Raw genomic sequence first — 22,978 nt, forward strand, 5'->3', positions numbered from 1 at the left:
TTGCAAGAAAACCGCTCTCAACAACGCCGTTGTGCCGAAAGCCCCGTCTGTTTATACCGGACGGAACGGCGCATCGGCGCAGGAAAGACGACAAAGCGAGGCCTTTGAATGACGGCGGATGACAGCATTTTCCTCGGTGCCAGCCGCAAGCCCGACGATACGTATCAGCAGCCCGAACGCCTGCTTCTGAAATATGCGAACCGCCACGGGCTGGTGACCGGCGCAACCGGAACGGGCAAGACCGTCACCTTGCAGATTCTTGCCGAGAGCTTTTCCAATGCGGGTGTTCCGGTGTTCTGCGCCGATGTGAAGGGTGATCTCTCGGGCATCGCGATGATGGGCGAGGCAAAGGATTTTCTGCTGAAGCGTGCCGAGGCCGTGAAGCTCGATCCCTATGAATTCCAGGAATTCCCGGTCATCTTCTGGGACCTTTTCGGGGAAAAAGGGCATCCGATCCGAGCCACCGTATCGGAAATGGGACCGCTGCTTCTGTCGCGCCTCATGAACCTCTCCGAGGCCCAGGAAGGCGTGCTCAACATCGCTTTCCGCATTGCCGACGAAGAAGGGCTTCTGCTCCTCGACATGAAGGATCTGCAGGCGCTGCTGGTCAACATCGCCGAACGGTCCTCCGAGATCGGTTCGCGTTATGGCAATGTGTCCAAGCAATCGGTCGGCGCGATCCAGCGCAACCTTCTGGTGCTCGAGCAGCAGGGTGGACAGAATTTCTTCGGCGAGCCGGCGCTGCGCATTGCCGACATCATGCGCACCACGCGCGACGGTCGCGGCGCGATCAATGTGCTTGCCGCCGACAAGCTCATGATGAACCCACGCCTCTATGCGACCTTCCTGCTCTGGCTGCTCTCCGAACTTTTCGAGGAATTGCCGGAGGTCGGCGATCCGGACCGCCCGAAGCTCGTCTTCTTCTTCGACGAGGCGCATCTGCTTTTCGACGACGCGCCGAAGATCCTGGTTGATCGTGTCGAGCAGGTCGTCAGGCTCATACGCTCGAAGGGAGTTGGCGTTTATTTCGTCACGCAGAACCCGCTCGACGTGCCCGAGACGGTGCTGAGCCAGCTCGGCAACCGCGTGCAGCACGCCCTGCGCGCCTATACGCCGCGTGAGCAGAAGGCCGTGAAGACTGCGGCCGAGACCTTCCGCCCCAATCCGGAGTTCGATTGCTTCGAAGCGATCACCCAGCTTGGCGTCGGCGAGGCGCTGGTCTCGACGCTGGAAGCCAAGGGCATTCCTTCGATCGTGCAACGAACCCTCATTCGTCCTCCGGCATCGCGCCTCGGTCCGTTAAGCGATGCGGAGCGCGCCAAGATCATGAATGAAAGTCCGGTTTCGGGTCAGTATGACGAAACGATCGACCGCGAGTCTGCCTTCGAGATTCTGCAGAAACGAGCCACCGACAAGGTGAAGGCCGAAGAAGAGGCCGCGCAACGCGAAACCGAGCAAGGTGCCGTGGAAGGGCGTTCCCGTTGGACGCTTCCCGATTTCGATGACGGAGCGAGTCCGTCCCGTACGACGACCACACGCCGAACCACCAAGACCACAACGCGCCGCACTTCGAACAGGCAGTCGGTGACGGAAGCCGCGGTCAAGTCAGTGGTCCGTTCCGTCGGCTCCTCGCTTGGCCGGGCACTGGTGCGCGGCATATTGGGAAGCATAAAAAAGGGGCTCTGAGAGCCCCTTTTCATTTCTTCGCAAAATCAATTGTTTGCTCGCCCAATCGCAGGCAGGTCAAACAGTGCGCAGACCCGAGGTGACGACGATCGGCGCACCCGGCTGGACGCGCTTGAAGAGATCGATCACGTCCTGGTTGATCATGCGCACGCAGCCCGAGGAAACGGATTTGCCGATAGACCACCACTCAGGCGAGCCATGGATGCGGTAGAGCGTGTCCTTGCCGTCCTGATAGATATAGAGTGCACGGGCACCGAGCGGATTGGACGGTCCCGGCTGCATGCCGCCCAGCCACTTGTCGTTCGCCTTGTCATATTCGGCACGGTATTTGCCGAGCTCCGGACGGCGGTCGATCATTTCGTTCGGTGGGAACCAGCGCGGCCATTCCTGCTTGTGCTCGATCTGGGCGCGGCCCGCCCATTCGAAACCGGCACGACCAAGGCCGACGCCATAGCGCAGCGCGCGACCATTGTTACGCACGAGATAGAGGAAGTGGTTGGACGTGTCGACCACGATGGTGCCGGGCCGCTCGCCCGTCGGGTCGGCGACTTCCTGGCGATAATAGCGTGGATTGAGCTTGTTGAAGGGCACGCCCGGAATGTCGTAACCGGCATCGGTGACCCGCGCATACATGGTTGCCGCCGAACTGATGTCGATCTCCGGCTCGCGTGTTTCCACGACGCGCGGCGCATCTTCGCTGGTGGTGTTGCAGGCCGAAAGGGAAAGCGCCGCAATGCCGGCAGCGCTTGCGGACAGAAAATGACGCCGCGAGAGCGGACGATTGAGTTTGGGGGTATTCAACATGGCCTCTTCATCGTGCTCGAAATTGGTCAGACGGGTAAAGCCACTCGCGGTTTCCAACGGGGCTCCACCAGAGTGAGAAAACTCGTTACTGCCTGACTGGATCGGTTCAGCGTTTCCATGAAACGTTGAACCGATCCAGCTTATGTTTTCCGCATTCATACGGACTTCATGTGATTCCACATGATTTGAAAATGCTCTAGAAACACCACTGCGCTTGATAAACCTGCCATTGCCGTGCGGAAGGTGAAAAATGCGGCCTTTCGAAAGTTCCTCGGGCACTGTGTTATAAGTGCATCATTCCAGAACACGGCATGTCAACACGCCTCACAACGCCGTTTTCGCACCGATGCAGGCGTCCGATGTTTCCACCTGGCGGCAAGACGTTTCGTGAACGTCATTCCGCATAAGCGGCAAGGATGCGACGCAAAACTAAGCCAGCAGACCTTCCAGCGAGGGAAGGATCAGGTCGGGCGGGAAATCTTCGTATTCATCGGGCTGTGCGGTTCTGTTGAGCCACACGGTATGAAACCCGAAACGGCGCGCGCCAGCGATATCCCAGCGATTCGACGATTGGAAGGATACAGCGTCCGGATAGACGCGCCACGCATTTGTGACCATCTCGTAGACGCTCTGGTCGGTCTTGAAACGGCGCACTGTTTCCACGGAGAAGACATCGTCCAGGATCGTATCGAGGGCCGAGGATCGGATGGCCGATTCGAGCATGGCCGGCGAGCCGTTCGACAGGATCGCCAGACGCGCCCCCCCGGCCTTCAATGCCTTGAGCACGCCAGGCACTTCCTCATAGCAGTCGAGTTGCCAGTAGGCGTCGAGCAGCGGTTGGCGCAGGCGCCGGTCGACGGACGGTATCTTGGCGAAGCAGAAGTCCAGCGCCCGTTCCGTCATGACCCAGAAATCCGCATAATGGCCCATCAACGTGGCCACCCATGAATATTCAAGCTGCTTTGCGCGCCACAGTTCCGAGAAGCGCTGGCCTTCGGGCCCGATCTCGCCGGCATGGCGTCGCACCGCCGCATGCACGTCGAACAGTGTACCGTAGGCATCGAAGACATAGGCCGTGTGGCGCATCGCGGGCTCCTTCCGTCGAGCGCAATTGAACGCAGCCGGGGCTGGCGGTCAAGAAATGGCGGTCAAGAAATGACTGTGGCCTTATTGATTGATGAACCGGAACGATTGACCTTGCCGGCCAAAGCCATTTCGATGTTGTTTCATGATGAACAATTCGGGTCGGGGACTGTTTTACGGTCCAGGGAGCCTGGTCGCGGGTTAGATCGCGAATTTGAAGGAAGGATAGGAAGCGATGACGGTAGTGCGCGAGGTCGATTCGGCGACCTGGACATTTGTCGATGGCGACTGGCATGAGGGCAATGTGCCCCTGATCGGTCCGCGCAGCCATGCGATGTGGCTTGGCTCCACTGTTTTTGATGGCGCGCGCTGGTTCGAGGGTATCGCGCCTGACCTCGATCTGCATGCGGCCCGTGTGAATAGATCCGCTGCCAATCTGGGATTGAAGCCGACCGTTGCCGCAGACGAAATCACCGCGCTCGCCAAGGACGGTTTCAAGAAATTCAACGGCAAGACGGCCGTCTATGTCCGCCCCATGTATTGGGGAGAGCGCGGCGGCTATATGGGAGTTCCCGCCGACCCTGAATCGACCCGGTTCTGCCTCTGCCTGTATGAATCGCCCATGATCGAGCCGACCGGTTTTTCCGTGACGGTGTCGCCTTTCCGCCGGCCGACCTATGAAACGGCGCCGACCAATGCCAAGGCCGGTTGCCTTTATCCCAACAACGGCCGTGCCATCATGGAGGCCCGCAGCCGGGGCTATGACAATGCGCTCGTGCTCGACATGCTCGGCAATGTCGCCGAGACGGGCAGCTCCAATATTTTCATGGTGAAGGACGGTGTCGTCTTCACGCCAGCCCCGAACGGCACATTCCTTTCCGGCATAACGCGTTCCCGCGTGATCGAATTACTGCGCGCCGATGGCTTGGAAGTCGTCGAGAAGACGCTTTCGGTTAAAGACTTTCTCGAAGCCGATGAAGTGTTTTCCAGCGGCAATCACTCCAAGGTCGTGCCGGTGAAGCGTGTCGAAAATCGCGATTTTCAGGCCGGGCCTGTGGCCAAGAAGGCGCGCGCGCTTTATTGGGAGTGGGCCCATTCGGGCCTGCCGGTCTGACCCGCGACGGGAACAAACGGGCGGGCGCGGGTATTGTGCCTGAGAGGGTATGTCCCCATCTGCGCTCTGTAGATTTCAACCACCTGTACGAGGGAGTTTACGACCATGGCTTTTGAACTGCCGGATCTGCCTTACGATTACGAGGCTCTGCAGCCCTTCATGTCGAAGGAGACGCTGGAGTATCACCACGACAAGCACCACAAGGCCTATGTCGACAATGGAAACAAGCTCGCCGCTGAAGCCGGCATGGACGGCCTGTCGCTGGAAGAGGTGGTGAAGCAGTCCTTCGGCAAGAATGCCGGCCTCTTCAACAACGCTGCCCAGCACTACAACCACGTTCATTTCTGGAAGTGGATGAAGAAGGGTGGCGGCGGCAAGAGCCTGCCTGGAGCGCTTGCAAAGGCTGTTGACAGCGACCTTGGCGGTTACGACAAGTTCCGCGCTGATTTCATCAACGCCGGTGCTACGCAGTTCGGCTCCGGCTGGGCCTGGCTCGCTGTGAAGAACGGCAAGCTCGAAATCATGAAGACGCCGAACGGCGAGAACCCGCTGGTTCATGGCGCCACGCCGATCCTCGGTGTCGATGTATGGGAACACTCCTATTACATCGATTATCGCAATGCGCGCCCGAAATATCTGGAAGCATTCGTCGATAGCCTCATCAACTGGGATTATGTCCTGGAAATGTATGAGAAGGCTGCCTGATCGGCGCGAGATTTCCGCATAAGCGCCTGGAGCGCTTTTGATGAAAGGCCCGGACGATTTGTCCGGGCCTTTTTTGTCGCTCAACGCGGTCTCACGAAACCGTGAATGAAGCGTTGGGAATTTTCAACGGACAGACACATTGTTCCAGATAAGGTTGCAATCAAATCCAATGGAGGGATTCTTATGAAGAAACTCGTGCTTGCCATGTCCACGCTCTGTATCTCGGTCACTGCCGTTCTCGCCGCAGACGACCCGATTGCAACGCGCAAGCGCATCATGGATTCGACCGCGGCGGCGGCCGGTCTTTCTGCTGCCCTCATGAAGGGTGACATCGAATATAATCCCACCATTGCCAAAGCTGCGATCCTGACACTGGGCGCAAGCGCGGCGACTTTCGGCGATTATTTCCCCGAAGGTTCAGGCGAGGGGCAGACGACAGCTTCTCCGAAGATTTGGGAAGATGCCGACGGCTTCAAGGCCGCACTTGCAAAGTTCACGACCGATACTTCGGCGGCACTTGAGGCAAGTGGCAAGGACGGTCCGGCCGATCTCGATGCTTTCAAGGCTGCCGTGGGCCCGGTGATGAGCAATTGCCGGAGCTGCCACGAGGCATTCCGCGTTCAGAACTAGTTCGTCATGATCAAGAGATTGACTGCCGCCGCTGCCGTGCTTGTCGCGGGCGGCGGCGCCGTTTTCTGGTTTCTGACAGCGCCGCAGACGATCGGAGCAGCTACGTTGCCATCCGGCGATGCGACGCGTGGCGAGCGCGTTTTCTGGGCCGGCGGCTGTGCGTCCTGTCATGCGGCCCACGGAGCCGAGGGCGAGGCACGCCTGCAGCTTGCCGGTGGTGTTGAGCTTGCGACGGAGTTTGGGACCTTTGTCGCTCCCAACATTTCGCCGCATCCCACCGACGGAATTGGGAATTGGAGCGAACGCGCTTTCGCCAACGCCATGCTGCATGGTGTTTCCCCCGAGGGAGAGCACTACTATCCGGCTTTCCCCTACGCGTCCTATGCCCGGATGGCGCCCCAGGATGTAACGGATCTTTTCGCGTTCCTGAAAACGCTGCCCGAAGTTGAGGGCAAGGCACCGGAAAACCGGCTGTCTTTTCCCTTCACGGTTCGTCGCGGCATTGGCCTCTGGAAGCTCCTTTACATGCGGGAAGAACCGGTGGTTGCGCTCGCACCCGAGGCTTCCGAAGAGGTGAAGCGGGGGCAATATCTGGTGGAAGGCGCTGGCCATTGCGGGGAGTGCCACACGCCGCGCGATTTTGCCGGCGGGCCACGCTATGGCGATTGGCTGGCGGGGGCCGCTGCCGCCGAAGGCAATGGGATCGTTCCCAACATCACGCCGGGCGAAGGCGGTATAGGCTCCTGGTCGGCAAGCGACATCGCCTACTATCTGGAGAGCGGTTTCACACCGGATTTCGATTCTGTCGGAGGTTCCATGGCCTCGGTCCAGAAAAACATGTCGATGCTGCCAAAGGAAGACCGCGACGCGATCGCCGCATATTTGAAGGCAGTGCCCGCAAGGCCGAACGGCTATCCGTCAAACCGGTAGTGCCATCCGCGGCATCCGCATGCACGGGAAGGCACGGAAACCGGACGATTGGGCGTGTGGCCGCAGACGGTTCCGCACCGCGGCGGTTCATCTCCAATGACTTGAGAACCCCGCACGCTTTATCGGCTCGCGAGGTTTTTTCCGGGTTTCTTGCTTCAGCCTTCAACCGCTTTTCCCGAGGCCTTCAGGACGAAGGCATAGGTGAGGGCTTTTTCTTCCAGCCGGGAAAAGCGCCCTGACGCTCCGCCATGACCTGCGCCCATATTGGTCTTCAGAAGCACCGGGTTGCCGCTCGTGCTGAACTCCCGAAGCCTTGCCACCCATTTTGCGGGTTCCCAATAGGTGACGCGGGGGTCCGTCAGGCCAGCCATGGCGAGAATTGGCGGATAAGGTTTTGCGCCGACATTGTCATAGGGCGAGTAGCCCGCAATGGTGTCGTAATCCGCCTTGGAGGCGATGGGGTTGCCCCATTCGGGCCACTCCGGCGGGGTCAGCGGCAGCGTATCGTCGAGCATGGTGTTGAGTACATCGACGAATGGCACAGCCGCCACAATGCCTGCGAAATCCTCCGGTGCCATGTTGGCGACGGCCCCCATCAGCATTCCCCCGGCCGAACCGCCTTCAGCGACGATGCGGTCGTGACTGGTGAAGCGCTCGGCAACGAGATGGCGCGCGCATGCGATGAAATCGGTAAAGGTGTTCACCTTCTTCTCGCGCTTGCCTTCCTCGTACCAGGCATAGCCTTTTTCCTTACCTCCCCGAATGTGGGCGATGGCATAGACGAACCCTCGATCCACCAGCGAAAGGCAATTGGTGCTGAAGGAAGCCGGCATCGCCATCCCATACGCGCCATAGCCATACAGAAGGCAGGGTGCGGAACCGTCGAGGGCGATGCCTTTGCGGTGGACAAGCGAGATCGGCACAAGCTCGCCATCGGGCGCGGGCGCCATCAGCCGCCGCGTGACATAGTCATCGGGATTGTGGCCGGAGGGGACTTCCTGGGTCTTGAGGAGCCGTCTTTCGCGCGTGCGCATGTCATAGTCGAACACCTCGTCGGGCGTCGTCATCGAGGAATAGGAAAAGCGCAGCGTATCGGTTTCATACTCGTAGGAGCCGTGCAGACCGAGTGAATAGGCCTCCTCATCGAAGGCGATCATATGTTCCTCGCCTGAAGCGCGTTCGCGCACCACGATGCGGGGAAGCCCGTCCTTGCGCTCCAGCCTGACGAGGAAATCTGCAAACGCCATGATCGACAGGATCAGCCTGCCCGGCTCGTGGGGGACGAGTTCCTTCCAATGTTCGCGACCGGGCGCGGAAACGGGCGCCGTGACGATCTTGAAGTCCTTCGCACCGTCCGCATTGGTGAGGATGAAGAAGACATCTCCACCTTCTTCCAGGTCATACTGCAAACCGGTTTCGCGCGCGGCCACCAATATGGGGGCAGTACCCGGGTCAGCAGCGGGAACAAGATGGCACTCTGAAGTCTCATGATCGTGTGCGGATATGTAGATCCAGTCGTTCAGGCGGCTGCCGGAAACACCGACGAAAAAGCCCGGATCCATCTCTTCATAGATCAGCCGGTCCGTTTCGCCATCCGTACCGAGCGCGTGATGAAATATCTTCGAGGGGCGATGGTTGGCGTCGAGCCGCGTGTAGAAGAAGCCATGGCTGTCGGCATCCCATTCGCCTGAACCGCCCGTCTCGAGAACGGTTTCCTCAAGATCCATGCCCGTTTCAAGATCGCGAATGGAAAGGGTGAAAAGCTCGGAGCCCTTGTCGTCATGCCCCCACAGAAGGCGCTTGTGATCGGGAGAGTGGTCGGCCCCACCGAGACGGAAATAGCTCCTGTCCTTCGCTTCCACGTCGCCATCAAGCAAGACTTCTTCTTCGCCGCCATTGCGCGGAATGCGGAAGATGCGCGGATATTCGCCACCGGTCCGGAAGCCGCCGCCATAGGCAAATGAACCGTGCGGGGAAGGCACGGAAGTGTCGTCTTCCTTGATGCGGCCCCGCATTTCCGCAACCAGCTTTTCCTGAAGCGCTTCGGTGTCTTTCAGGAGCGCATCTTCATAAGCATTCTCGGCTTCCAGATGGGCGCGGATATCATCTTGCAGGAGAGAGGGATCGCGCAGCACTTCCTGCCAATTCTCCGCCCGCATCCAATCGTAATCGTCGGTGCGCTCAACGCCATGAATCTCGTGTTTCACGGTTTTCTTGAGCGTGGCCGGAGCCATTGCTACATGGGAAAAAGCTGTCGAGTGCATTGGGATTTCCAGGAATTGGGCGTTTCACGAAAGGCGGGCAGGAAAGAAGGGGGCTCTGCTCTCGCCCCGATTGGACGGAGCTTTGCTTATGCCCCTTTCGAGGTTTGCAAGGCAATGATGTTGTGAGGATGAGACCTGTTTAGAGGCGGTCATTCCTTGTCGAAGCTTAGCGCTGTGCCGTTCATGCAGTAGCGCAGGCCCGTGGGAGCGGGGCCATCCTCGAAGACATGGCCGAGATGAGCATCGCAATCCGTGCATCGGATTTCCGTGCGGGTCATGAACCAGGACCTGTCCTTGTGTTCACTGACCGCATCCTTGTCGACGGGGGCGTAGAAGCTGGGCCAGCCAGTACCGGAATCGTATTTCGTCTCAGAGGAGAACAGCGGCCGGCCGCAGCAAACGCAGCGATAAAGCCCGTCTTCCTTGTTGTCCCAATAAGGCCCCGTGAAGGCGCGCTCTGTGCCGTGCTCCCGGGTGACGCGATATTGCTCCGGTGTCAGCTCGCTGCGCCATTCTTCCTTGGATTTATGAAGCTTGGTGTTGTCGGTGTCGGCCATGGGAACGCTCCGTTTCGGGTTTGTCGAAAACCTCGTTCTGTGAACGCAAATGTAGGTTTTGCGCGCGGCAATGTCAGCGGGTTACAATGGTCAATCTCTTGTGAATGGCGTCAATTCACCGCGCTGAACTGTTGCCTGCGCACCTTGTCGCGCCCAAGGTGAGTGTTTATGTCAGCCAGACGATTTTAAGGGATTTGCCGGGAAAAATCGGCTTTTGAGGGAGGTTCCATGACGGCAGACGGCCAGTGGATGACATTTCTTGCACTGATGCTGCCCTTCGCGGCCGCCGCCATAGCCCCCTTTCTGACAGGGCTTTTTCGTCATAATGCCGCATGGGTTCTGGCCATTGCGCCGGCGCTCATCTTTCTGCATTTCACGGGTTTTCTTGGATCCGTTGCCGGTGGCGAGACGATCTCGGGCGGCTATGCCTGGATACCGAGCCTGGGTGTCGATTTTTCCTGGTATATCGACGGGCTCTCCCTCACCTTCGCGTTGCTTATCTCCGGTATCGGAACGCTCATCGTTCTCTATGCGGGTGGATATCTGAAGGGGCATGAGCATCAGGGGCGGTTCTTTTCCTTCATATTGATGTTCATGGGGTCGATGCTCGGGCTGGTCGTTGCCGACTCCTTCCTGACCCTGTTCGTGTTCTGGGAACTGACGTCGATCACGTCCTTTCTCCTGATTGGCTTCGATCACAGTCGCGAAGCCTCCCGCCGCGCTGCCTTGCAGGCGCTGGTGGTGACGGGCTTGGGCGGCCTTTCGCTTCTCGCCGGCCTGCTGGTCATTTCCGCAGCGACGGGCGAAACCTCTATGTCCGGTCTGCTTGCCGCCGGCAGTGCACTGCGTGAGGCTCCGCTTTACATGGCCGCGCTTCTGCTGATTTTGGGTGGTGCTTTCACCAAGTCGGCACAGTTCCCGTTCCATTTTTGGCTTCCCAACGCCATGGAAGCGCCGACGCCGGTTTCGGCCTATCTGCACTCGGCGACCATGGTAAAGGCCGGCGTCTATCTTCTGATGCGCCTCAATCCGGTTCTGGGCGATACGGCCGCTTGGGAAACCATTCTCCCCGTCTTTGGTGGCACGACGCTGATCGTCGGGACTTTGCTCGCCTTGCGGCAGACAGACCTGAAATTGATGCTGGCCTATACGACTGTGGCTTCGCTCGGCCTGCTGGTCATGCTGACCGGGTTCGGGTCCGAAAAGGCGGTCGAGGCAGCGGTGCTCTATCTGGTCGCTCACTCCATGTTCAAGGGCGCGCTCTTCATGGTGGCGGGTCTTGTCGATCATGAATCTGGCACGCGCGATGTGACGAAGCTCGGCGGTTTACGCGCTGAGATGCCGGTCACCTTCGGTGCCGCGGTGCTTGCTGCCTGCTCCATGGGCGGCCTGCCACTCTTCTTCGGTTTCCTGGCCAAGGAAGAGATTTATGCCGCTCTCGGCTTTGCCGACGGCTGGACTGCGATTTTCACGCTGGTCGCCATCATTGGAAACGGCCTGATGTTTGCCATCGGCTTCGCGGTGGCCCTGAAGCCGTTCCTGGGCCCGAAGGTGAAAACGCCGAAACACGCCCATGAGGGGCCGGTACTTCTGTGGCTTGGTCCGGTGGTGCTGGGCACGCTCGGTCTCGTATCGGCGCTGGTTTCGGGCCTCAGCCATTATTTCGTGAGCAGCCCCATGTCGAGCGCGGTTGCGGGCGAGACGGTTTCGGTCACCATCTCGACGGTGCCGCATGTCGGTCTGCCGCTGGTGCTTTCCGTCATCACGGTGGCTCTCGGCGTTGCGTTCTTCATGACCATTGGGCGTGGACGGGCCGCGATGGCTGCCGTTCTGAACGCCATCGGTTGGGGCCCTGACAAAGGGTTCGATCAGGTCATGCGGGGGCTGACGCGCACCTCCTACCGCATCACCGGCGTGGTCCAGGACGGCAAGCTCGACCATTACATGACAGTGACCTTCGTGGCGGTGGCTGCGGCTTTGCTGATCCCGATGGTTCTGTTCGGAGAACTGCCCTCCATGCCGTCTATCCCGGCCATGCCATTCTATGAATGGGTGGTGCTCCTGATCGGCGTGATCGGGCTTGGAGCGGTGATTTATGCGCGTGATCGCCTGACGGCCATCGTCTCGCTCGGCATCCAGGGCTTCGCCGTGGCGCTGCTCTTCATGCTGATGGGGGCGCCGGATCTCTCCTTCACGCAGTTCATGGTTGAAACTCTGTCGGTTGTCATCCTGGCGCTTGTCATGACCAGGCTGCGCCTGTCGCCGACGGACCATCGGCCGACCCGTGAAAAGATTGGCGATGTCGTCGTTTCGGGCCTCTGCGGCACGGCGCTCGGCCTGATGCTCTTGAAGGTGACGCAGGTGCCTTTCAACGGTGAACTGAGCGAGTTTTTCGCGCAGAATTCGCGTGTCATCGCGCATGGACGCAACATCGTGAACGTCATCATCGTCGATTTCCGCGGAACGGATACGCTGGGTGAGATCGCGGTGGTGATGATCACGGGCCTTGCCATTCTGGCCCTGGTGCGCATTCGCGCTGCAAAACCCGCCGACACCGCAACGAAGGAGGGCTGATATGCGCACGCTCATTTTCCGCACCATCGCCCCCTATCTGACGAGCCTGATGGTGCTGTTTTCCATCTTCGTCCTGTTGCGTGGCCATAATGATCCAGGCGGCGGGTTCATCGGCGGGCTGATCGCTGCCTCCGCTTTCGCCATCTACGGTATTGCCTGCGGTGTATCGCCGGTGCGGCGGGCCCTTTATTTCCATCCCATGGCGATTTCCGGTTTCGGGCTTCTTCTGGCTGCACTCGCCGGATGGCTGTCGATCTTCTTCCAGGTGCCGTTCATGACCGGGCTGTGGACCAAGATCAGCGTTCTCGGCCTGCCCGTCGATATCTCCACGGTGATGTTCTTCGACATCGGCGTCTATCTGGTGGTCGTCGGTTCGATCACCTCGATCGCGCTGGCATTAGAGGAAAGGGAACACGGATAATGGAAGCTGTTCTTTCTTTCTTCGTGGCGATTTTCTTTGCGGTCGCGATCTATCTGATGCTCTCGAAGCATATCATCCGCATCCTGCTTGGAGTGGCGATCTTCGGCAACGCCGTCAATCTGACGATCTTTACGGTCGGCAGGATTGTACGTGAGGTTCCTCCGATCATCCCCGAAGCGCTGCAGACACCTGACACCATCACCGCCAATCCATTGCCGCAGGCACTGATCCTGACGGCAATCGTGATTTCCTTCTCCTTCTTTGCCTTCCTTCTCGTCCTGGCCTTCCGCGCCTATCAGGAGCTTGGAACCGACGACACCGAAGGCATGCGCGTGGCCGAGCCCGAGGGCGAGCCGCTGCCTCCGCTTGGATATTGAGACGCCGATGGCCGCAGAAACCGTAGACCTCTCTCATGCCATGGTGACGGCGCCCGTTCCGGCGGGCGACTGGCTCGTCATCGCGCCGGTGGCAATTCCCATCGTGGTTGGCGCCATCCTGCTGATGGTGCGCCATGAAACGCGTCTTCATGCGAGCCTCGCCATCGGTGGGCTTCTGGTGACGCTCGCAACCAATGTGGGCCTGCTCTCGCGCGTGCTCGCCGACGGCCCGCAGGTCATGACGATGGGGCGCTGGCTGCCGCCTTTCGGCATAACTTTTGCCGCAGATGCCCTGGGTGCTTCGCTGGCTCTCGTTGCGACGTTGGTGGCGACGGTCTGCGCGATCTACGCTCAGAAGGACATCGAGGCGACCGGACGACGCTACGGCTTCTATCCTTTCATGTTCCTCATGATGGCGGGCGTTGGCGGTTCGTTCCTGACGGGCGACATCTTCAACCTCTATGTCTGGTTCGAGGTTTTCGTCATCTCGTCCTTCGGCCTGCTTATCCTGGGATCGACCCACCGCCAGCTGGATGGCGCGACGAAATATGCAATCTTGAATCTTGTCGGCACGACGCTTTTCCTGATCGCGACGGCCTATCTTTACGGAATTTTTGGCACGCTCAACATGGCGGATATCGCTCGCAAGGCCGATGCGATGCGCGATACCGGGCCGATGATGACCCTTGCGGTGCTTTATCTTCTGGCTTTCGGCATGAAGGCGGCCGCATTCCCGGTGAATTTCTGGCTTCCGGCATCCTACCATACGCCGCGCATCGTTACCGCCGCCCTCTTCGGCGGCATCCTCACCAAGGTTGGCGTCTATTCGCTGTTGCGCGTTCTCGTGATGCTCTTTCCGGTCGAGCGCGCGGAACTTTCCGGCGTCATTGCCTGGGTGGCGGCTGCGACCATGGTTCTGGGGATTGTCGGCGCACTGGCCCAGTCCGACTTGAGGCGTGTTCTGGGCTTTGTGGTCATTTCCGGTGTGGGCGTGATGCTGGCGGGGCTGGCGCTCGGCACACAGGAGGGACTGACAGGGACGATCCTTTATGCCTTCCATTCGGTTCTTGCCATGACCGCGCTCTACCTTCTGGCGGGCGTGATGAACGAACTGGGCGGAACATACTCGCTGCACGACCTGTCCGGTCTCTACCGCAAGTCTCCGCTGATTGCCGCTTTGGCGCTGTTGATCGTTCTGGCGGTCGCCGGCCTGCCGCCCGCATCCGGGTTGTGGCCGAAAGTGCTTCTGGTCCGCGCCTCGATTGATGCCGGGCTGCCCTGGCTTTCCTTCGCGATCCTGTTGACGGGGCTGCTCACCACGATAGCGCTCGGCAAGGTCTATATCCTCACCATCTGGCGTCAGAAAGAGCCGGCAGAGGAGGGCGCTGCAGCCGCTTCTGTTCCCATGCCCGGTGTTGGCTACGCTTCGCTGATCATGCTAGCCGTGCCGGTGCTTCTTTTGGGGCTCTATCCTGAGCCCTTTATCCGGATCGCCGAAACGGCAGCCGACGGCCTGATCAATTCTTCCGCCTATATTGGCGCAGTCTTTCCTGCCGGAGGGCAGCCATGAAGCTACCGCTGATCAATATTCTCCTGGCGCTCACTTGGACCGCCGTGAGCGGATCCTTTTCGCTTGCCAATTTCGTGTTCGGTTTCATTCTTGGTGCGGGGACCCTGTATCTTATCCGCGAACAGGTGGGCTCGCTCGGCTATTTCGTCCGCAGCGCCAAGGTCATCTCGCTGATGTTGCTGTTTCTCTATGAGCTGGTGATGTCGGCATGGCGGGTGATGGTGTTGGTGTTGTCTCCCAGGATGGACCTGAAGCCCGGCATTTTTGCCTATCCGCTTAAGGTGGATCGCGACTTCGAGATCACGCTTCTGGCCAATCTCATAACGCTGACCCCGGGCACCCTGTCCGTCGACGTTTCGGAAGATCGCCGTTTCCTCTATGTCCATGCGCTCGATTGCTCTTCGCCTGACGATTTGCGCCGCGACATAGCCGAAGGGTTCGAACGCAAGATCATGGAGGCATTCCGATGAGTGGCAGTGAGGAATTCCTGGTCTTCGCCGAGTTCATAGCGCTCGCGCTTTTGAGCCTGTCATTCCTTCTGACGGTGTTGCGCGTTCTCATCGGGCCGAGCCTTCCGGATCGCGTTCTTGCGCTGGACATGCTCGTCGCGACGGCCATCGGCTTCATAGCGGTGATCGGCATTCGAACGGGGTTCACGCTTTATCTCGACATTGCCATCGCGCTTGGTCTTGTCGGCTTCCTTGCGACCGTCGCCTTTGCTCGTTTTGTGTTGAGCCGGCGCTATGAGCAGGAGTTCGTGCAGCGCGATACGCGCGGCATATACGGGAAGAAGGAACAATGATGGAGACCGCCCAGAACCTCATCACCGGGGGGCTGATGATCATCGGTGCGAGCTTCACGCTTGCGGCCGCAATCGGACTGCTGCGTCTGCCCGATCTCTATACGCGCATGCACGCCGCTTCCAAGGCCGGCACACTTGGATCGGGGGTGATGCTGATCGCGCTGGCAGTCTTCGCGAACGACCAGGCTATCGTCACCCGTGCAATCGCAGCCGTCGTGTTCTTCCTTCTGACGGCGCCGATTTCCGCTCATCTTCTGGCGAAGGCTGCTTATGCGGCTGGATATCGTCTTTGGGACAACTCGCTTCATGACGAAATGGCGGGCGTGGTGCACAAACCGGCGCCGGCTGATCCTGAAAAGGATGAAGAGCTCTAGAATTGGATATTGGGAGCGCGGCAGTTCTTCGCGTTTGGTGTCTATCCGTATTTGAAACTGCGTCGGATGTTTTCGTCTGATGGTGCGCTGCCTTGGGGGCTCAAATGCAGCGCGCATTTTCTCTCCTTTTCCGGATGCAGAGCTACAAAAGTGCGCGGTGCAAGTGCCTTCAGTCGCAAATTTTGATGAATATTGCGATTTTTCATTTTATTTCAGATGGTTGGAACAGCTGTTCCGCTCTTTTTTTGCAAAATCAGACGCGCGATGTTTGTTTCTTTTGCGCTCATAGGTGGCGGTGAAAACTCAACAACTCATACAAATTGCTTTGGTGATTCTAGGAGTCTAGAAAAGGGAAAGTCATTTCAGAGCAGAAATATGTTTGCGGTTTCAATTTTTGGAATGAATCATCAATTTCTGATTTCAAATGAACTTAACAGACTGCAATTCACTTTGTTTTTAACACGATGAAAGTGTGTTGACCCGGATGCGGAAAAATCCGATATGATGCTTCCTCTTCAGGAATCGATATCCACAACAGTAATAAGCAATGGTTCCTGAGTGGCAGCCGTCGCAATGATGGTTCGATCACGAGAAATTGATTTATATTGGGGCAAGGTAGCAGAAATGAATGAAGAGCCGACACAGAACGACAACATGCTTATTGAGCTGACGGCTGAGGTTGTCGCAGCTTATGTGAGCAACAACCCGGTTCCCGCGGCGGAACTCTCCAATCTGATTGCAGATGTTCACGCAGCATTGGGGCGCGTGAACGGTGCGCCGGAACCGGAGCCGGTTGAAAAGCAGAAGCCTGCCGTGAATCCGAAGCGGTCAGTGCACGATGACTACCTCATCTGCTTGGAAGACGGAAAGAAGTTCAAGTCGCTCAAGCGTCATCTGATGACGCATTATGGAATGACGCCGGATCAGTACCGCGAGAAGTGGGGTCTTGATCCAAGCTATCCGATGGTTGCGCCGAGCTATGCCGTTGCACGTTCGCAGCTGGCGAAGAAGATGGGCCTCGGCCGCAAGCGCAAGGCAAAGTAAGCTTCTCCCAAGTGTGTATTGCGTAAGCTTTGGCAAGATTGGCGACGCTTCAGGGCGTCGCCTTTTTTGTTTCAGGCTGCAGGATTATGCAGTCCGCGTGTTTGGCTGTGACATGCCCGGTGATCCTGGCGACAGCCGTGCAAGCGCTTGGCTGAGAGCGATGTGCCTGTTGAGGTCATAGCTCCAGTGCCCACGTGAACCTTTGAGGCGTTCGCGCTCCACCAGCCGGCGGAGACGGCGTTGAATTCTGGCACGTTCCTCTCCCCGCGTTAGCAGGGCTTTGGGCAGATCGATCCCGCTGATAAGAAATAAAGCGGCCTGCTGGCGCGCATTGGATTGCCGCTCCTCGCATGCCTTGCGAAAAGCCTCGATCTCGCTGAGTGCTTGTATCATGCCATCCTCCATGTGAGTGGGCACGACTATGAAGGCGCGGGGGCAGGCGGGGATAAACGCCGTGGCAAAGCATTTAAAGCGCTGCTTTTTCTCCTTTCGAAACAAGCCTGTAACGGTTTTTCCGGGAAAGATTTGTTCTTAATTTGTTCACATGAAGCTGTTGCGATATAAGAATATATTCCTCTTTCAAGGAGGAGCAAATCCGTGCCACCAACAGCGACGAATGAGATGCAGGACATGTCGAGCGAGGGGGATGGGCTGGCTGGCGGAGCCGCTGCGAATGCCAGTCGCCGCCTGAGCCCATTGGCCGACGAACGATCCGCGGAACTTTGCGAATGCGTGCTCGATATCGTTGCGGCTCTTTTCAATGTCAGCGGGCGCGAACTGCGAGAGGCCGGGCGTTCGTCGATGGGCGTCGCCCGTGTCCGTCAGATCGGAATGTACGTCGCGCATGTGATACTGGGTCTCAACATGACGGAGGTTGGGCGTGGCTTCGGGCGTGACCGAACCACGGTTCAGCATGCCTGTCACCTGGTGGAAGACATGCGTGACGACGACGACTTCGACCGTATCGTCAACATGGTGGAACGGGTCACGGCGGCGGCGCTCCGGCAGTCGGAGGCGCGCTGAGATGGCAGATGGCGGAAAACAGGAGCGCGAACGCGTCGATCGCGAGCGCTTGCGCGCAATCCGCTTCTTGCGGGGCGGCCCCGTCCGTCTACGCGACAGCACGCAGAGCGGCAGGGTTCTGCTTGAGAGCGATGAACGCGGTACGGTTTCGCTCTCGGTCTCGGTTCTGGAGGGATTGAAAAAGGAGGGATTGGTGCCCCCCGGACAGGGCGATTGCGTCGAGGTGACAGCTGCGGGGTTGGCGTTTGGGCGGCGTGCGGCGGCGCCGTCGGATCCGTTTCGCGCGCAACATTGGGACCTTGAGCGTCAGGTGGTGGCGCAAGGCGACGAAGCGCAGAAGATTACGGTCAATCTGGCTGAATCTCCCTTGGCGGGTCTTGCCCGCCACCGCACGCGCAAGGGCGAGATGTTTTTAGGTCCGGCCGAAGTCGGGGCCGGGGAGCGCCTGCGCTCGGACTACACGCGAGGGCAGATCATGCCACGGCTCGGTGCGAACTGGATCACGAGCGTGACCGCGGGCAAGAGAAGTGCGGGGAAGGGTGGCGCTGTGGAGTTGACGGAAGCAGCACTTGCAGCGCGCCAGCGTGTCGACCGTGCTCTGGATGCCGTAGGGCCGGAACTCGCCGGGATTCTGGTCGATATCTGTTGCTTCTTGAAGGGTATGGAGCAGGTGGAGCGAGAACGCGGCTGGCCCGCGCGTTCGGCAAAGATCGTCCTGAAAACGGCGTTGGGCGTCTTGGCGCGCCACTATAATCCGCCTGGGGAGCGGCCAGCTGGCCGGCCTGCCGCAATCCTGCATTGGGGCGATGAAGGTTATCGCCCGCGCATGCCGTGAACTCCGTCCATCGATGCAAGAGAAGGATCAGGCGGCGGTGACCGCCTTTGCCTCTTCGCGGATGCGCTGCACCATGGAACGCAGACCGTTGGCGCGTTGCGGGGTCAGGTGCTCATCGAGGCCAAGACGGCGCAGAACGGCTTCGGCATCGATGTTCAGAATCTCGCTGGCGCGCTTGCCTGAATAAAGCAGGAGCATGATGGCGACGAGCCCGCGCACGATATGTGCGTCCGAATCGCCCTTGAAGGTGAGGACAGGGTCTTCGCCTTCCTCGCGTTTGGTCGAAAGCCAGACCTGACTGACACAGCCGCGAACCCGGTGCGCCTCGTCCCGCTTGTCCTCGGGGTAGCCGGAAAGACCATTGCCCAGGTCGATGATGTAGCGATAGCGCTCTTCCCAGTCGTCGAGAAAAGCGAAGTCGTCGAAGATCGTGTCGAGTGTGGTGCTCATGGGGAGGATATAATGCATTTAGCGGCCGGGCAAAATCGCTCGAAGCATCATATGCGCATTTCAAAGGTTCGTTCCGGTTTTTGCGCCGACATCCCGCCTCCACATACCTGGCCGGCTGCACAGTTTCAGAGATGAGCAGGGACCGACCGGGACGGATGCAAAACCTTGAAGCTTATTGATCGGTTCGGAGTTTCGGGTTTTCAGCGGGGAGGGGGATGCTGCCCGTGACGATAGGGGCATCCTGGGATTCCGGCTTTTCATCCTCGATCATTTCATAGGCGATGCGGGCGCTTTCGCGGGCCCGGGCGCTTATCGTCTGAAGGGCGGCCTTGCCGGTCGCGCAGACGTCCGGCTTGCGCTCGCAGATACCGGCGACGTCGCTGACAGCTTCCCGCGCGGCGAAGAATGCCTGGACGGGGCTTACCTGGGTTTCCTGGTCGCCGTTCCCCCCGCCGATAGGCACGATCAGCAGAACCAGTGAAAGCCAGAAAATGCAGCGAATGAGAAAACCCATTTGAGTCCCGTCCCGAAATGCATGCCCTTTGCGGGCGTCCCTGAAGACACAATGACATCAAGGCTGCAAAAAGCTGTTGCGCTTTTTGTTCAAATTCGAAGCGATTTTAGCAAGAATTCGGAAAGGATTGCCTTTGCGGCAAAGTGAAATCGATATGCGGATTTCATGTTCACAATCAGCTAACCAAGCATTCTCCTGATTTGGCTGGCTTTTTTTAAAGGCCCCTTGTTTGGGGTTGGTTTTTTGGAACTCGCAGGGCAGCCCTTTTCAGGGTGAGACACTGTTAACCATGACCGCATTCTAAGGGTTGGCATCAGCCTTTTGGGGGCTTTTTCACCGCTCTTTCGGCGTTCTGAATGATCGCGTTTATCCTTTCCTTAAACGCTGGGTGCGAGTGTCGGCTTAGAACAAGAAGCGTCGATTGAACCAACCGAGAGCGCGTCAAGTTGAGCGTACGAGCATCTCTAGATCTGGAATGGACTTCCGCCGCCGTTGCGGCCTGCGAACGTCTGATGCATCCCTCTGTGACGGGAGCACAGGAACGTGCGCGCCAGATTCGTCTGGTTGGGGTCCTGTCGGCGGCACCCTTTCTGATTGCCGCCACCGGTTCGATGCTGCTTTTCCCGGTGTTTGGCGTGGCCTGGACGCTGGCCGCAGCAAGTGCTGCCTTCGGCTTCTTCTGGATGCTTGCGGCAATCGTTCTTGGAACCGGCAAGCGCAAGCTGGTCGAAATCGCAGGTCTGACCGCTGGCGGTGCGGCGATTGCATCGCTGATTGCTGTTGCCGGTGGGCCTTCCTCTCCATTGACTGTTCTGTCGGCGGCATTGGTTCTCGAAGCCTTTTTCGTTGCGCGCACCCGGACAGCTGTGATGAGCGGCATTGCTTTTGCCGCTTGCACGGTTGCGATTGGTGCAGCTCTGGCAATGCCAGGCACGGGATCATTGCCTGTGGCCGTTCACTGGATCGCTCCGCTTCTTTATGCCGCGACACTGGCTGCACGCCTGCCATTTGCGAGCCGGGCTGTTGCGGATGAGGCTGTTGAGCCGGGCGAGGGCTTTCTGGAAGAGCGCATGGATGCGCTGGTTCTGCACCTTATGAAGTCCGGCGATGTCACGCAGGCTTCGCATCAGGCAAGCGAGCTCTTGAAAGTGCGGCCGGATATCCTCCTGGGGACGGGCTTCTTTGATCGCATCCATGTGGGAGACCGTGTCGCTTATCTGTGTGCCTTGTCCGACATGGGCAAAGGCGCGGGACTGCGCAAGGTGAGCCTGAGGCTGCGCATGCCGGTCGAGGACGGGGCGACGGGCCTTGCCGGTTATCGCCAGTTCGGTGTCGAGCTCGTTTCGGGCGCCGATACTGGAACTGTCATTGCGATCATACGCGACGAGCGGGAAAAAGCCGAACTCGAGGAACGTATTGCGAATACCCGCCAGACGATGCGGGAAGCCGAAGTTGAGAGCAAGCGTGTAATGGCCGCCGTGAGCCACGAACTGCGCACGCCGCTGAACGCCATCCTCGGGTTTTCAGACACGCTGCTTACGGAGATTTTCGGAACGTTCAACGACGAACGCCAGCGCGAATATGTCAAGCTGATCCATGAGGCGGGCGGACACCTTCTGTCCGTGGTCAACGCCATGCTGGACGTTTCCAAGGTGGAGTCAGGAACATATGTCCTTTATCCGGAGGCCTTCCGTTTCGCCGAAGCCGTCGAGGCGAGCCTTGCCCTGACTGCTCAGCAGGCACGTGAACGCTTCATCTCGGTCAAGGTCGATATTGCCGACGATGTCGGTGTGGTCTTCTGCGACAAGCGGGCCGTCCAGCAGGTGCTGATCAACCTCGTCTCCAACGCGGTCAAGTTCACCCCGGATCAAGGCGAGGTGACGATCCATGCAAAGCGCGTGGACGACCGGATCGACTTCAGCGTGTCGGATACGGGTATTGGCATGTGCGAGCAGGACCTTGAGCGTGTCGGTGAGCCGTTCGTGCAGGTCCGCTCCGAAGCCAACCGGCATCTGGAAGGAACTGGCCTCGGCCTTGCTCTCGTCAAGGGGCTGGTTGCTCTGCAGGGCGGTGGCCTGACCATTGACAGCGCGCCGGGCGAGGGCACGCGCGTGAGTGTTTCGTTGCCGGTGACAGGCAGCGGCAAGAAGGACGAAACGAACCGGACGGATGGTCCGGAGGGCGAAAATGAGTGGCGCAATGAGAACTTCCGCAAGACAGCCTGAACCGGAATTCACTTTCGGAACGCTGCTGCGCATGGGCCTTGCAGGCGTCGGCTCGGCAATCGTTCGCAACCCGATCGCAGTCGGTGGTACGACCGCGTTTCTGGTCTCGTTTGCTTTTGTGTCGGCCAACGCGCTCTGGTATCAGCCCTACTTTCATTCGGGCGCACTTATTTCCACGCGCGATCCCGTCTTCATAGAGCGGGAGACCGCAACTCCCAAGCCGCTCCCCGCGGCCGTGCGACGGTTGCCTGACCCCGCGCCTCGCACGCTGAAACCCAGCAACGACATGACCGGTGCCATACCGGTTGAGCGGCCGGAATCCGAATTAGGCGGCGACATGACGATGCGCCAGGTGCAGAAGGTGTTGGAAGATCTGGGGCTCTACCAGGGCGTGATCGACGGTCTCCAGGGGCCGCAGACCCGCAAGGCAATCGGCAATTACCGACGCATTGTCGGGCTTCCCGAGGGAGAGATGGTGGATGCGGCTCTGCTGCGTCAGCTCGGGCTTGCGGATGCTGCGGCTTCTGCACCGGTTGCTGCAGAGCAGGCGATGCCTTCCGTTCCCCAAAAGCTCGTCGTTCCCCTGCCAACGCCACGGCCAGCCGGTCATGGAGCCCGGCAGGAAGAGGCTGAGCAGGTCCCTGTTCAAACGGCTTCCCTGCAACCGGTTGCCATGCCTGTTGCTATAGCGGCCGACAATTCCGTGCCGGAGGCGGATCCGACCGTTATGCGTATCCAGGCTGGCCTGAAGGCGTTTGGCAATGATGCGATCACGGTCGATGGAATTCTTGGGCAGGATACTGAAACGGCCATTCGCGAATTCCAGAGCCTTTTCGGCTTGCCGGTAACTGGCGCCCCGGACAGCGCATTTCTTGCCAAGATGCGCGAAGTGGGGTTGACCAACTGATTTCCCGGCACAGCCCCGACGCATATAACTGGTCTTTAGGTCTGATCGACCCCAAGAGTTGCTGTTTTATACGGTTGTTCCCTGAGACC

24 protein-coding genes are annotated in these 22,978 nt (G+C 59.0%); 17 read left to right on the forward strand and 7 right to left on the reverse strand.

Features of this window, described 5'->3' with window-relative positions:
- Positions 1 to 108 precede the first annotated feature (108 nt).
- A complete protein-coding gene (locus tag NA8A_RS19690) occupies positions 109 to 1,686 on the forward strand; it encodes a helicase HerA-like C-terminal domain-containing protein (protein ID WP_009452142.1) in 1,578 nt (525 codons plus the stop codon).
- A gap of 57 nt (positions 1,687 to 1,743) precedes the next feature.
- Here NA8A_RS19690 and NA8A_RS19695 read toward each other — a convergent pair whose 3' ends face one another.
- Both NA8A_RS19695 and NA8A_RS19700 read right to left on the reverse strand, forming a co-directional pair.
- On the reverse strand, positions 1,744 to 2,490 hold the full coding sequence (locus tag NA8A_RS19695; protein ID WP_040673189.1) for a L,D-transpeptidase family protein: 747 nt from the start codon (positions 2,488 to 2,490) through the stop codon (positions 1,744 to 1,746).
- Between the two features lie 429 nt (positions 2,491 to 2,919).
- A complete protein-coding gene (locus NA8A_RS19700; protein WP_009452144.1) occupies positions 2,920 to 3,576 on the reverse strand; it encodes a haloacid dehalogenase type II in 657 nt (218 codons plus the stop codon).
- Positions 3,577 to 3,808: 232 nt separating this feature from the next.
- Here NA8A_RS19700 and NA8A_RS19705 point away from each other — a divergent pair, with 232 nt between their 5' ends.
- From NA8A_RS19705 to NA8A_RS19720, 4 genes are all read left to right on the forward strand, one after another.
- The gene (locus tag NA8A_RS19705) at positions 3,809 to 4,687 is read left to right on the forward strand and encodes a branched-chain amino acid aminotransferase (RefSeq protein WP_009452145.1); all 879 of its coding nucleotides are present in this window, start codon (positions 3,809 to 3,811) and stop codon (positions 4,685 to 4,687) included.
- Positions 4,688 to 4,792: 105 nt separating this feature from the next.
- On the forward strand, positions 4,793 to 5,392 hold the full coding sequence (locus tag NA8A_RS19710) for a superoxide dismutase (protein ID WP_009452146.1): 600 nt from the start codon (positions 4,793 to 4,795) through the stop codon (positions 5,390 to 5,392).
- Between the two features lie 183 nt (positions 5,393 to 5,575).
- Positions 5,576 to 6,022 carry a c-type cytochrome gene (locus tag NA8A_RS19715; protein ID WP_009452147.1) on the forward strand — a complete coding sequence of 149 codons (447 nt, stop codon included), beginning with the start codon at positions 5,576 to 5,578 and terminating at the stop codon, positions 6,020 to 6,022.
- 6 nt (positions 6,023 to 6,028) lie between these two features.
- Positions 6,029 to 6,952, forward strand: a complete 924-nt coding sequence (locus NA8A_RS19720; protein ID WP_009452148.1) for a cytochrome c — start codon at positions 6,029 to 6,031, stop codon at positions 6,950 to 6,952.
- Positions 6,953 to 7,107: 155 nt separating this feature from the next.
- On the opposite strand, the gene NA8A_RS19725 is transcribed toward NA8A_RS19720, so the two are convergent.
- Together NA8A_RS19725 and msrB are read right to left on the reverse strand one after the other, a co-directional pair.
- Positions 7,108 to 9,216: a S9 family peptidase gene (locus NA8A_RS19725; protein ID WP_009452149.1), complete on the reverse strand. Its 2,109-nt coding sequence runs from the start codon at positions 9,214 to 9,216 to the stop codon at positions 7,108 to 7,110.
- Positions 9,217 to 9,365: 149 nt separating this feature from the next.
- Positions 9,366 to 9,773 carry a peptide-methionine (R)-S-oxide reductase MsrB gene (msrB, locus tag NA8A_RS19730; RefSeq protein ID WP_009452151.1) on the reverse strand — a complete coding sequence of 136 codons (408 nt, stop codon included), beginning with the start codon at positions 9,771 to 9,773 and terminating at the stop codon, positions 9,366 to 9,368.
- Positions 9,774 to 10,001: 228 nt separating this feature from the next.
- On the opposite strand from msrB, the gene NA8A_RS19735 reads away from it, so the two are divergent.
- The 8 genes from NA8A_RS19735 (at position 10,002) to NA8A_RS19770 (ending at position 16,935) form a co-directional block, all read left to right on the forward strand.
- Positions 10,002 to 12,347 carry a putative monovalent cation/H+ antiporter subunit A gene (locus NA8A_RS19735; protein ID WP_009452152.1) on the forward strand — a complete coding sequence of 782 codons (2,346 nt, stop codon included), beginning with the start codon at positions 10,002 to 10,004 and terminating at the stop codon, positions 12,345 to 12,347.
- A 1-nt stretch (position 12,348) separates the two neighbouring features.
- Positions 12,349 to 12,768 carry a Na+/H+ antiporter subunit B gene (locus NA8A_RS19740; protein ID WP_009452153.1) on the forward strand — a complete coding sequence of 140 codons (420 nt, stop codon included), beginning with the start codon at positions 12,349 to 12,351 and terminating at the stop codon, positions 12,766 to 12,768.
- Entirely contained in the window at positions 12,768 to 13,145 is a 378-nt protein-coding gene (locus NA8A_RS19745; RefSeq protein ID WP_009452154.1) for a Na+/H+ antiporter subunit C, read from the forward strand. The genes NA8A_RS19740 and NA8A_RS19745 overlap by 1 nt, the downstream gene beginning before the upstream one ends.
- A 7-nt stretch (positions 13,146 to 13,152) precedes the next feature.
- Positions 13,153 to 14,715, forward strand: coding sequence for a Na+/H+ antiporter subunit D (locus NA8A_RS19750; protein WP_009452155.1), 1,563 nt, complete (start codon positions 13,153 to 13,155; stop codon positions 14,713 to 14,715).
- Positions 14,712 to 15,185: a Na+/H+ antiporter subunit E gene (locus tag NA8A_RS19755; RefSeq protein WP_009452156.1), complete on the forward strand. Its 474-nt coding sequence runs from the start codon at positions 14,712 to 14,714 to the stop codon at positions 15,183 to 15,185. The genes NA8A_RS19750 and NA8A_RS19755 overlap by 4 nt, the downstream gene beginning before the upstream one ends.
- Positions 15,182 to 15,517 (forward strand): cation:proton antiporter, encoded by a 336-nt coding sequence (locus NA8A_RS19760; RefSeq protein ID WP_009452157.1) that lies wholly within the window; start codon positions 15,182 to 15,184, stop codon positions 15,515 to 15,517. The genes NA8A_RS19755 and NA8A_RS19760 overlap by 4 nt, the downstream gene beginning before the upstream one ends.
- Positions 15,514 to 15,891: a monovalent cation/H(+) antiporter subunit G gene (mnhG, locus tag NA8A_RS19765; protein WP_009452158.1), complete on the forward strand. Its 378-nt coding sequence runs from the start codon at positions 15,514 to 15,516 to the stop codon at positions 15,889 to 15,891. Before NA8A_RS19760 ends, mnhG begins: the two co-directional genes overlap by 4 nt.
- A 624-nt stretch (positions 15,892 to 16,515) precedes the next feature.
- Complete coding sequence (locus tag NA8A_RS19770; protein WP_009452159.1) at positions 16,516 to 16,935, forward strand: Ros/MucR family transcriptional regulator; 420 nt, start codon at positions 16,516 to 16,518, stop codon at positions 16,933 to 16,935.
- Positions 16,936 to 17,019: 84 nt separating this feature from the next.
- On the opposite strand, the gene NA8A_RS19775 is transcribed toward NA8A_RS19770, so the two are convergent.
- A complete protein-coding gene (locus tag NA8A_RS19775; RefSeq protein ID WP_051018039.1) occupies positions 17,020 to 17,328 on the reverse strand; it encodes a hypothetical protein in 309 nt (102 codons plus the stop codon).
- 204 nt (positions 17,329 to 17,532) lie between these two features.
- Between NA8A_RS19775 and NA8A_RS19780 the strand changes: the two genes are divergently transcribed.
- Together NA8A_RS19780 and NA8A_RS19785 are read left to right on the forward strand one after the other, a co-directional pair.
- Positions 17,533 to 17,958, forward strand: a complete 426-nt coding sequence (locus NA8A_RS19780; protein ID WP_240532826.1) for a helix-turn-helix domain-containing protein — start codon at positions 17,533 to 17,535, stop codon at positions 17,956 to 17,958.
- 1 nt (position 17,959) lies between these two features.
- A complete protein-coding gene (locus NA8A_RS19785; protein ID WP_009452162.1) occupies positions 17,960 to 18,793 on the forward strand; it encodes a DUF6456 domain-containing protein in 834 nt (277 codons plus the stop codon).
- A 27-nt stretch (positions 18,794 to 18,820) separates the two neighbouring features.
- Here the strand turns inward: NA8A_RS19785 and NA8A_RS19790 are convergent, their stop codons facing one another.
- Positions 18,821 to 19,243: a SufE family protein gene (locus NA8A_RS19790; protein ID WP_040673199.1), complete on the reverse strand. Its 423-nt coding sequence runs from the start codon at positions 19,241 to 19,243 to the stop codon at positions 18,821 to 18,823.
- Between the two features lie 172 nt (positions 19,244 to 19,415).
- Positions 19,416 to 19,757, reverse strand: a complete 342-nt coding sequence (locus tag NA8A_RS19795; RefSeq protein ID WP_009452164.1) for a DUF5330 domain-containing protein — start codon at positions 19,755 to 19,757, stop codon at positions 19,416 to 19,418.
- 446 nt (positions 19,758 to 20,203) lie between these two features.
- Here NA8A_RS19795 and NA8A_RS19800 point away from each other — a divergent pair, with 446 nt between their 5' ends.
- On the forward strand, positions 20,204 to 21,982 hold the full coding sequence (locus tag NA8A_RS19800) for a sensor histidine kinase (RefSeq protein ID WP_240532827.1): 1,779 nt from the start codon (positions 20,204 to 20,206) through the stop codon (positions 21,980 to 21,982).
- Complete coding sequence (locus tag NA8A_RS19805; RefSeq protein WP_009452167.1) at positions 21,957 to 22,889, forward strand: peptidoglycan-binding domain-containing protein; 933 nt, start codon at positions 21,957 to 21,959, stop codon at positions 22,887 to 22,889. The genes NA8A_RS19800 and NA8A_RS19805 overlap by 26 nt, the downstream gene beginning before the upstream one ends.
- Positions 22,890 to 22,978 lie beyond the last annotated feature (89 nt).

It is taken from the genome of Nitratireductor indicus C115, assembly GCF_000300515.1.
GTDB lineage: Bacteria > Pseudomonadota > Alphaproteobacteria > Rhizobiales > Rhizobiaceae > Nitratireductor > Nitratireductor indicus.

Coding starts and splice junctions, on each gene's coding strand:
- NA8A_RS19690 (WP_009452142.1), top strand. CDS start 109: ATGACGGCGGATGACAGCATTTTCCTCGGTGCCAGCCGCAAGCCCGAC.
- NA8A_RS19695 (WP_040673189.1), bottom strand. CDS start 2,490: ATGTTGAATACCCCCAAACTCAATCGTCCGCTCTCGCGGCGTCATTTT.
- NA8A_RS19700 (WP_009452144.1), bottom strand. CDS start 3,576: ATGCGCCACACGGCCTATGTCTTCGATGCCTACGGTACACTGTTCGAC.
- NA8A_RS19705 (WP_009452145.1), top strand. CDS start 3,809: ATGACGGTAGTGCGCGAGGTCGATTCGGCGACCTGGACATTTGTCGAT.
- NA8A_RS19710 (WP_009452146.1), top strand. CDS start 4,793: ATGGCTTTTGAACTGCCGGATCTGCCTTACGATTACGAGGCTCTGCAG.
- NA8A_RS19715 (WP_009452147.1), top strand. CDS start 5,576: ATGAAGAAACTCGTGCTTGCCATGTCCACGCTCTGTATCTCGGTCACT.
- NA8A_RS19720 (WP_009452148.1), top strand. CDS start 6,029: ATGATCAAGAGATTGACTGCCGCCGCTGCCGTGCTTGTCGCGGGCGGC.
- NA8A_RS19725 (WP_009452149.1), bottom strand. CDS start 9,216: ATGCACTCGACAGCTTTTTCCCATGTAGCAATGGCTCCGGCCACGCTC.
- msrB (WP_009452151.1), bottom strand. CDS start 9,773: ATGGCCGACACCGACAACACCAAGCTTCATAAATCCAAGGAAGAATGG.
- NA8A_RS19735 (WP_009452152.1), top strand. CDS start 10,002: ATGACGGCAGACGGCCAGTGGATGACATTTCTTGCACTGATGCTGCCC.
- NA8A_RS19740 (WP_009452153.1), top strand. CDS start 12,349: ATGCGCACGCTCATTTTCCGCACCATCGCCCCCTATCTGACGAGCCTG.
- NA8A_RS19745 (WP_009452154.1), top strand. CDS start 12,768: ATGGAAGCTGTTCTTTCTTTCTTCGTGGCGATTTTCTTTGCGGTCGCG.
- NA8A_RS19750 (WP_009452155.1), top strand. CDS start 13,153: ATGGCCGCAGAAACCGTAGACCTCTCTCATGCCATGGTGACGGCGCCC.
- NA8A_RS19755 (WP_009452156.1), top strand. CDS start 14,712: ATGAAGCTACCGCTGATCAATATTCTCCTGGCGCTCACTTGGACCGCC.
- NA8A_RS19760 (WP_009452157.1), top strand. CDS start 15,182: ATGAGTGGCAGTGAGGAATTCCTGGTCTTCGCCGAGTTCATAGCGCTC.
- mnhG (WP_009452158.1), top strand. CDS start 15,514: ATGATGGAGACCGCCCAGAACCTCATCACCGGGGGGCTGATGATCATC.
- NA8A_RS19770 (WP_009452159.1), top strand. CDS start 16,516: ATGAATGAAGAGCCGACACAGAACGACAACATGCTTATTGAGCTGACG.
- NA8A_RS19775 (WP_051018039.1), bottom strand. CDS start 17,328: ATGATACAAGCACTCAGCGAGATCGAGGCTTTTCGCAAGGCATGCGAG.
- NA8A_RS19785 (WP_009452162.1), top strand. CDS start 17,960: ATGGCAGATGGCGGAAAACAGGAGCGCGAACGCGTCGATCGCGAGCGC.
- NA8A_RS19790 (WP_040673199.1), bottom strand. CDS start 19,243: ATGAGCACCACACTCGACACGATCTTCGACGACTTCGCTTTTCTCGAC.
- NA8A_RS19795 (WP_009452164.1), bottom strand. CDS start 19,757: ATGGGTTTTCTCATTCGCTGCATTTTCTGGCTTTCACTGGTTCTGCTG.
- NA8A_RS19805 (WP_009452167.1), top strand. CDS start 21,957: ATGAGAACTTCCGCAAGACAGCCTGAACCGGAATTCACTTTCGGAACG.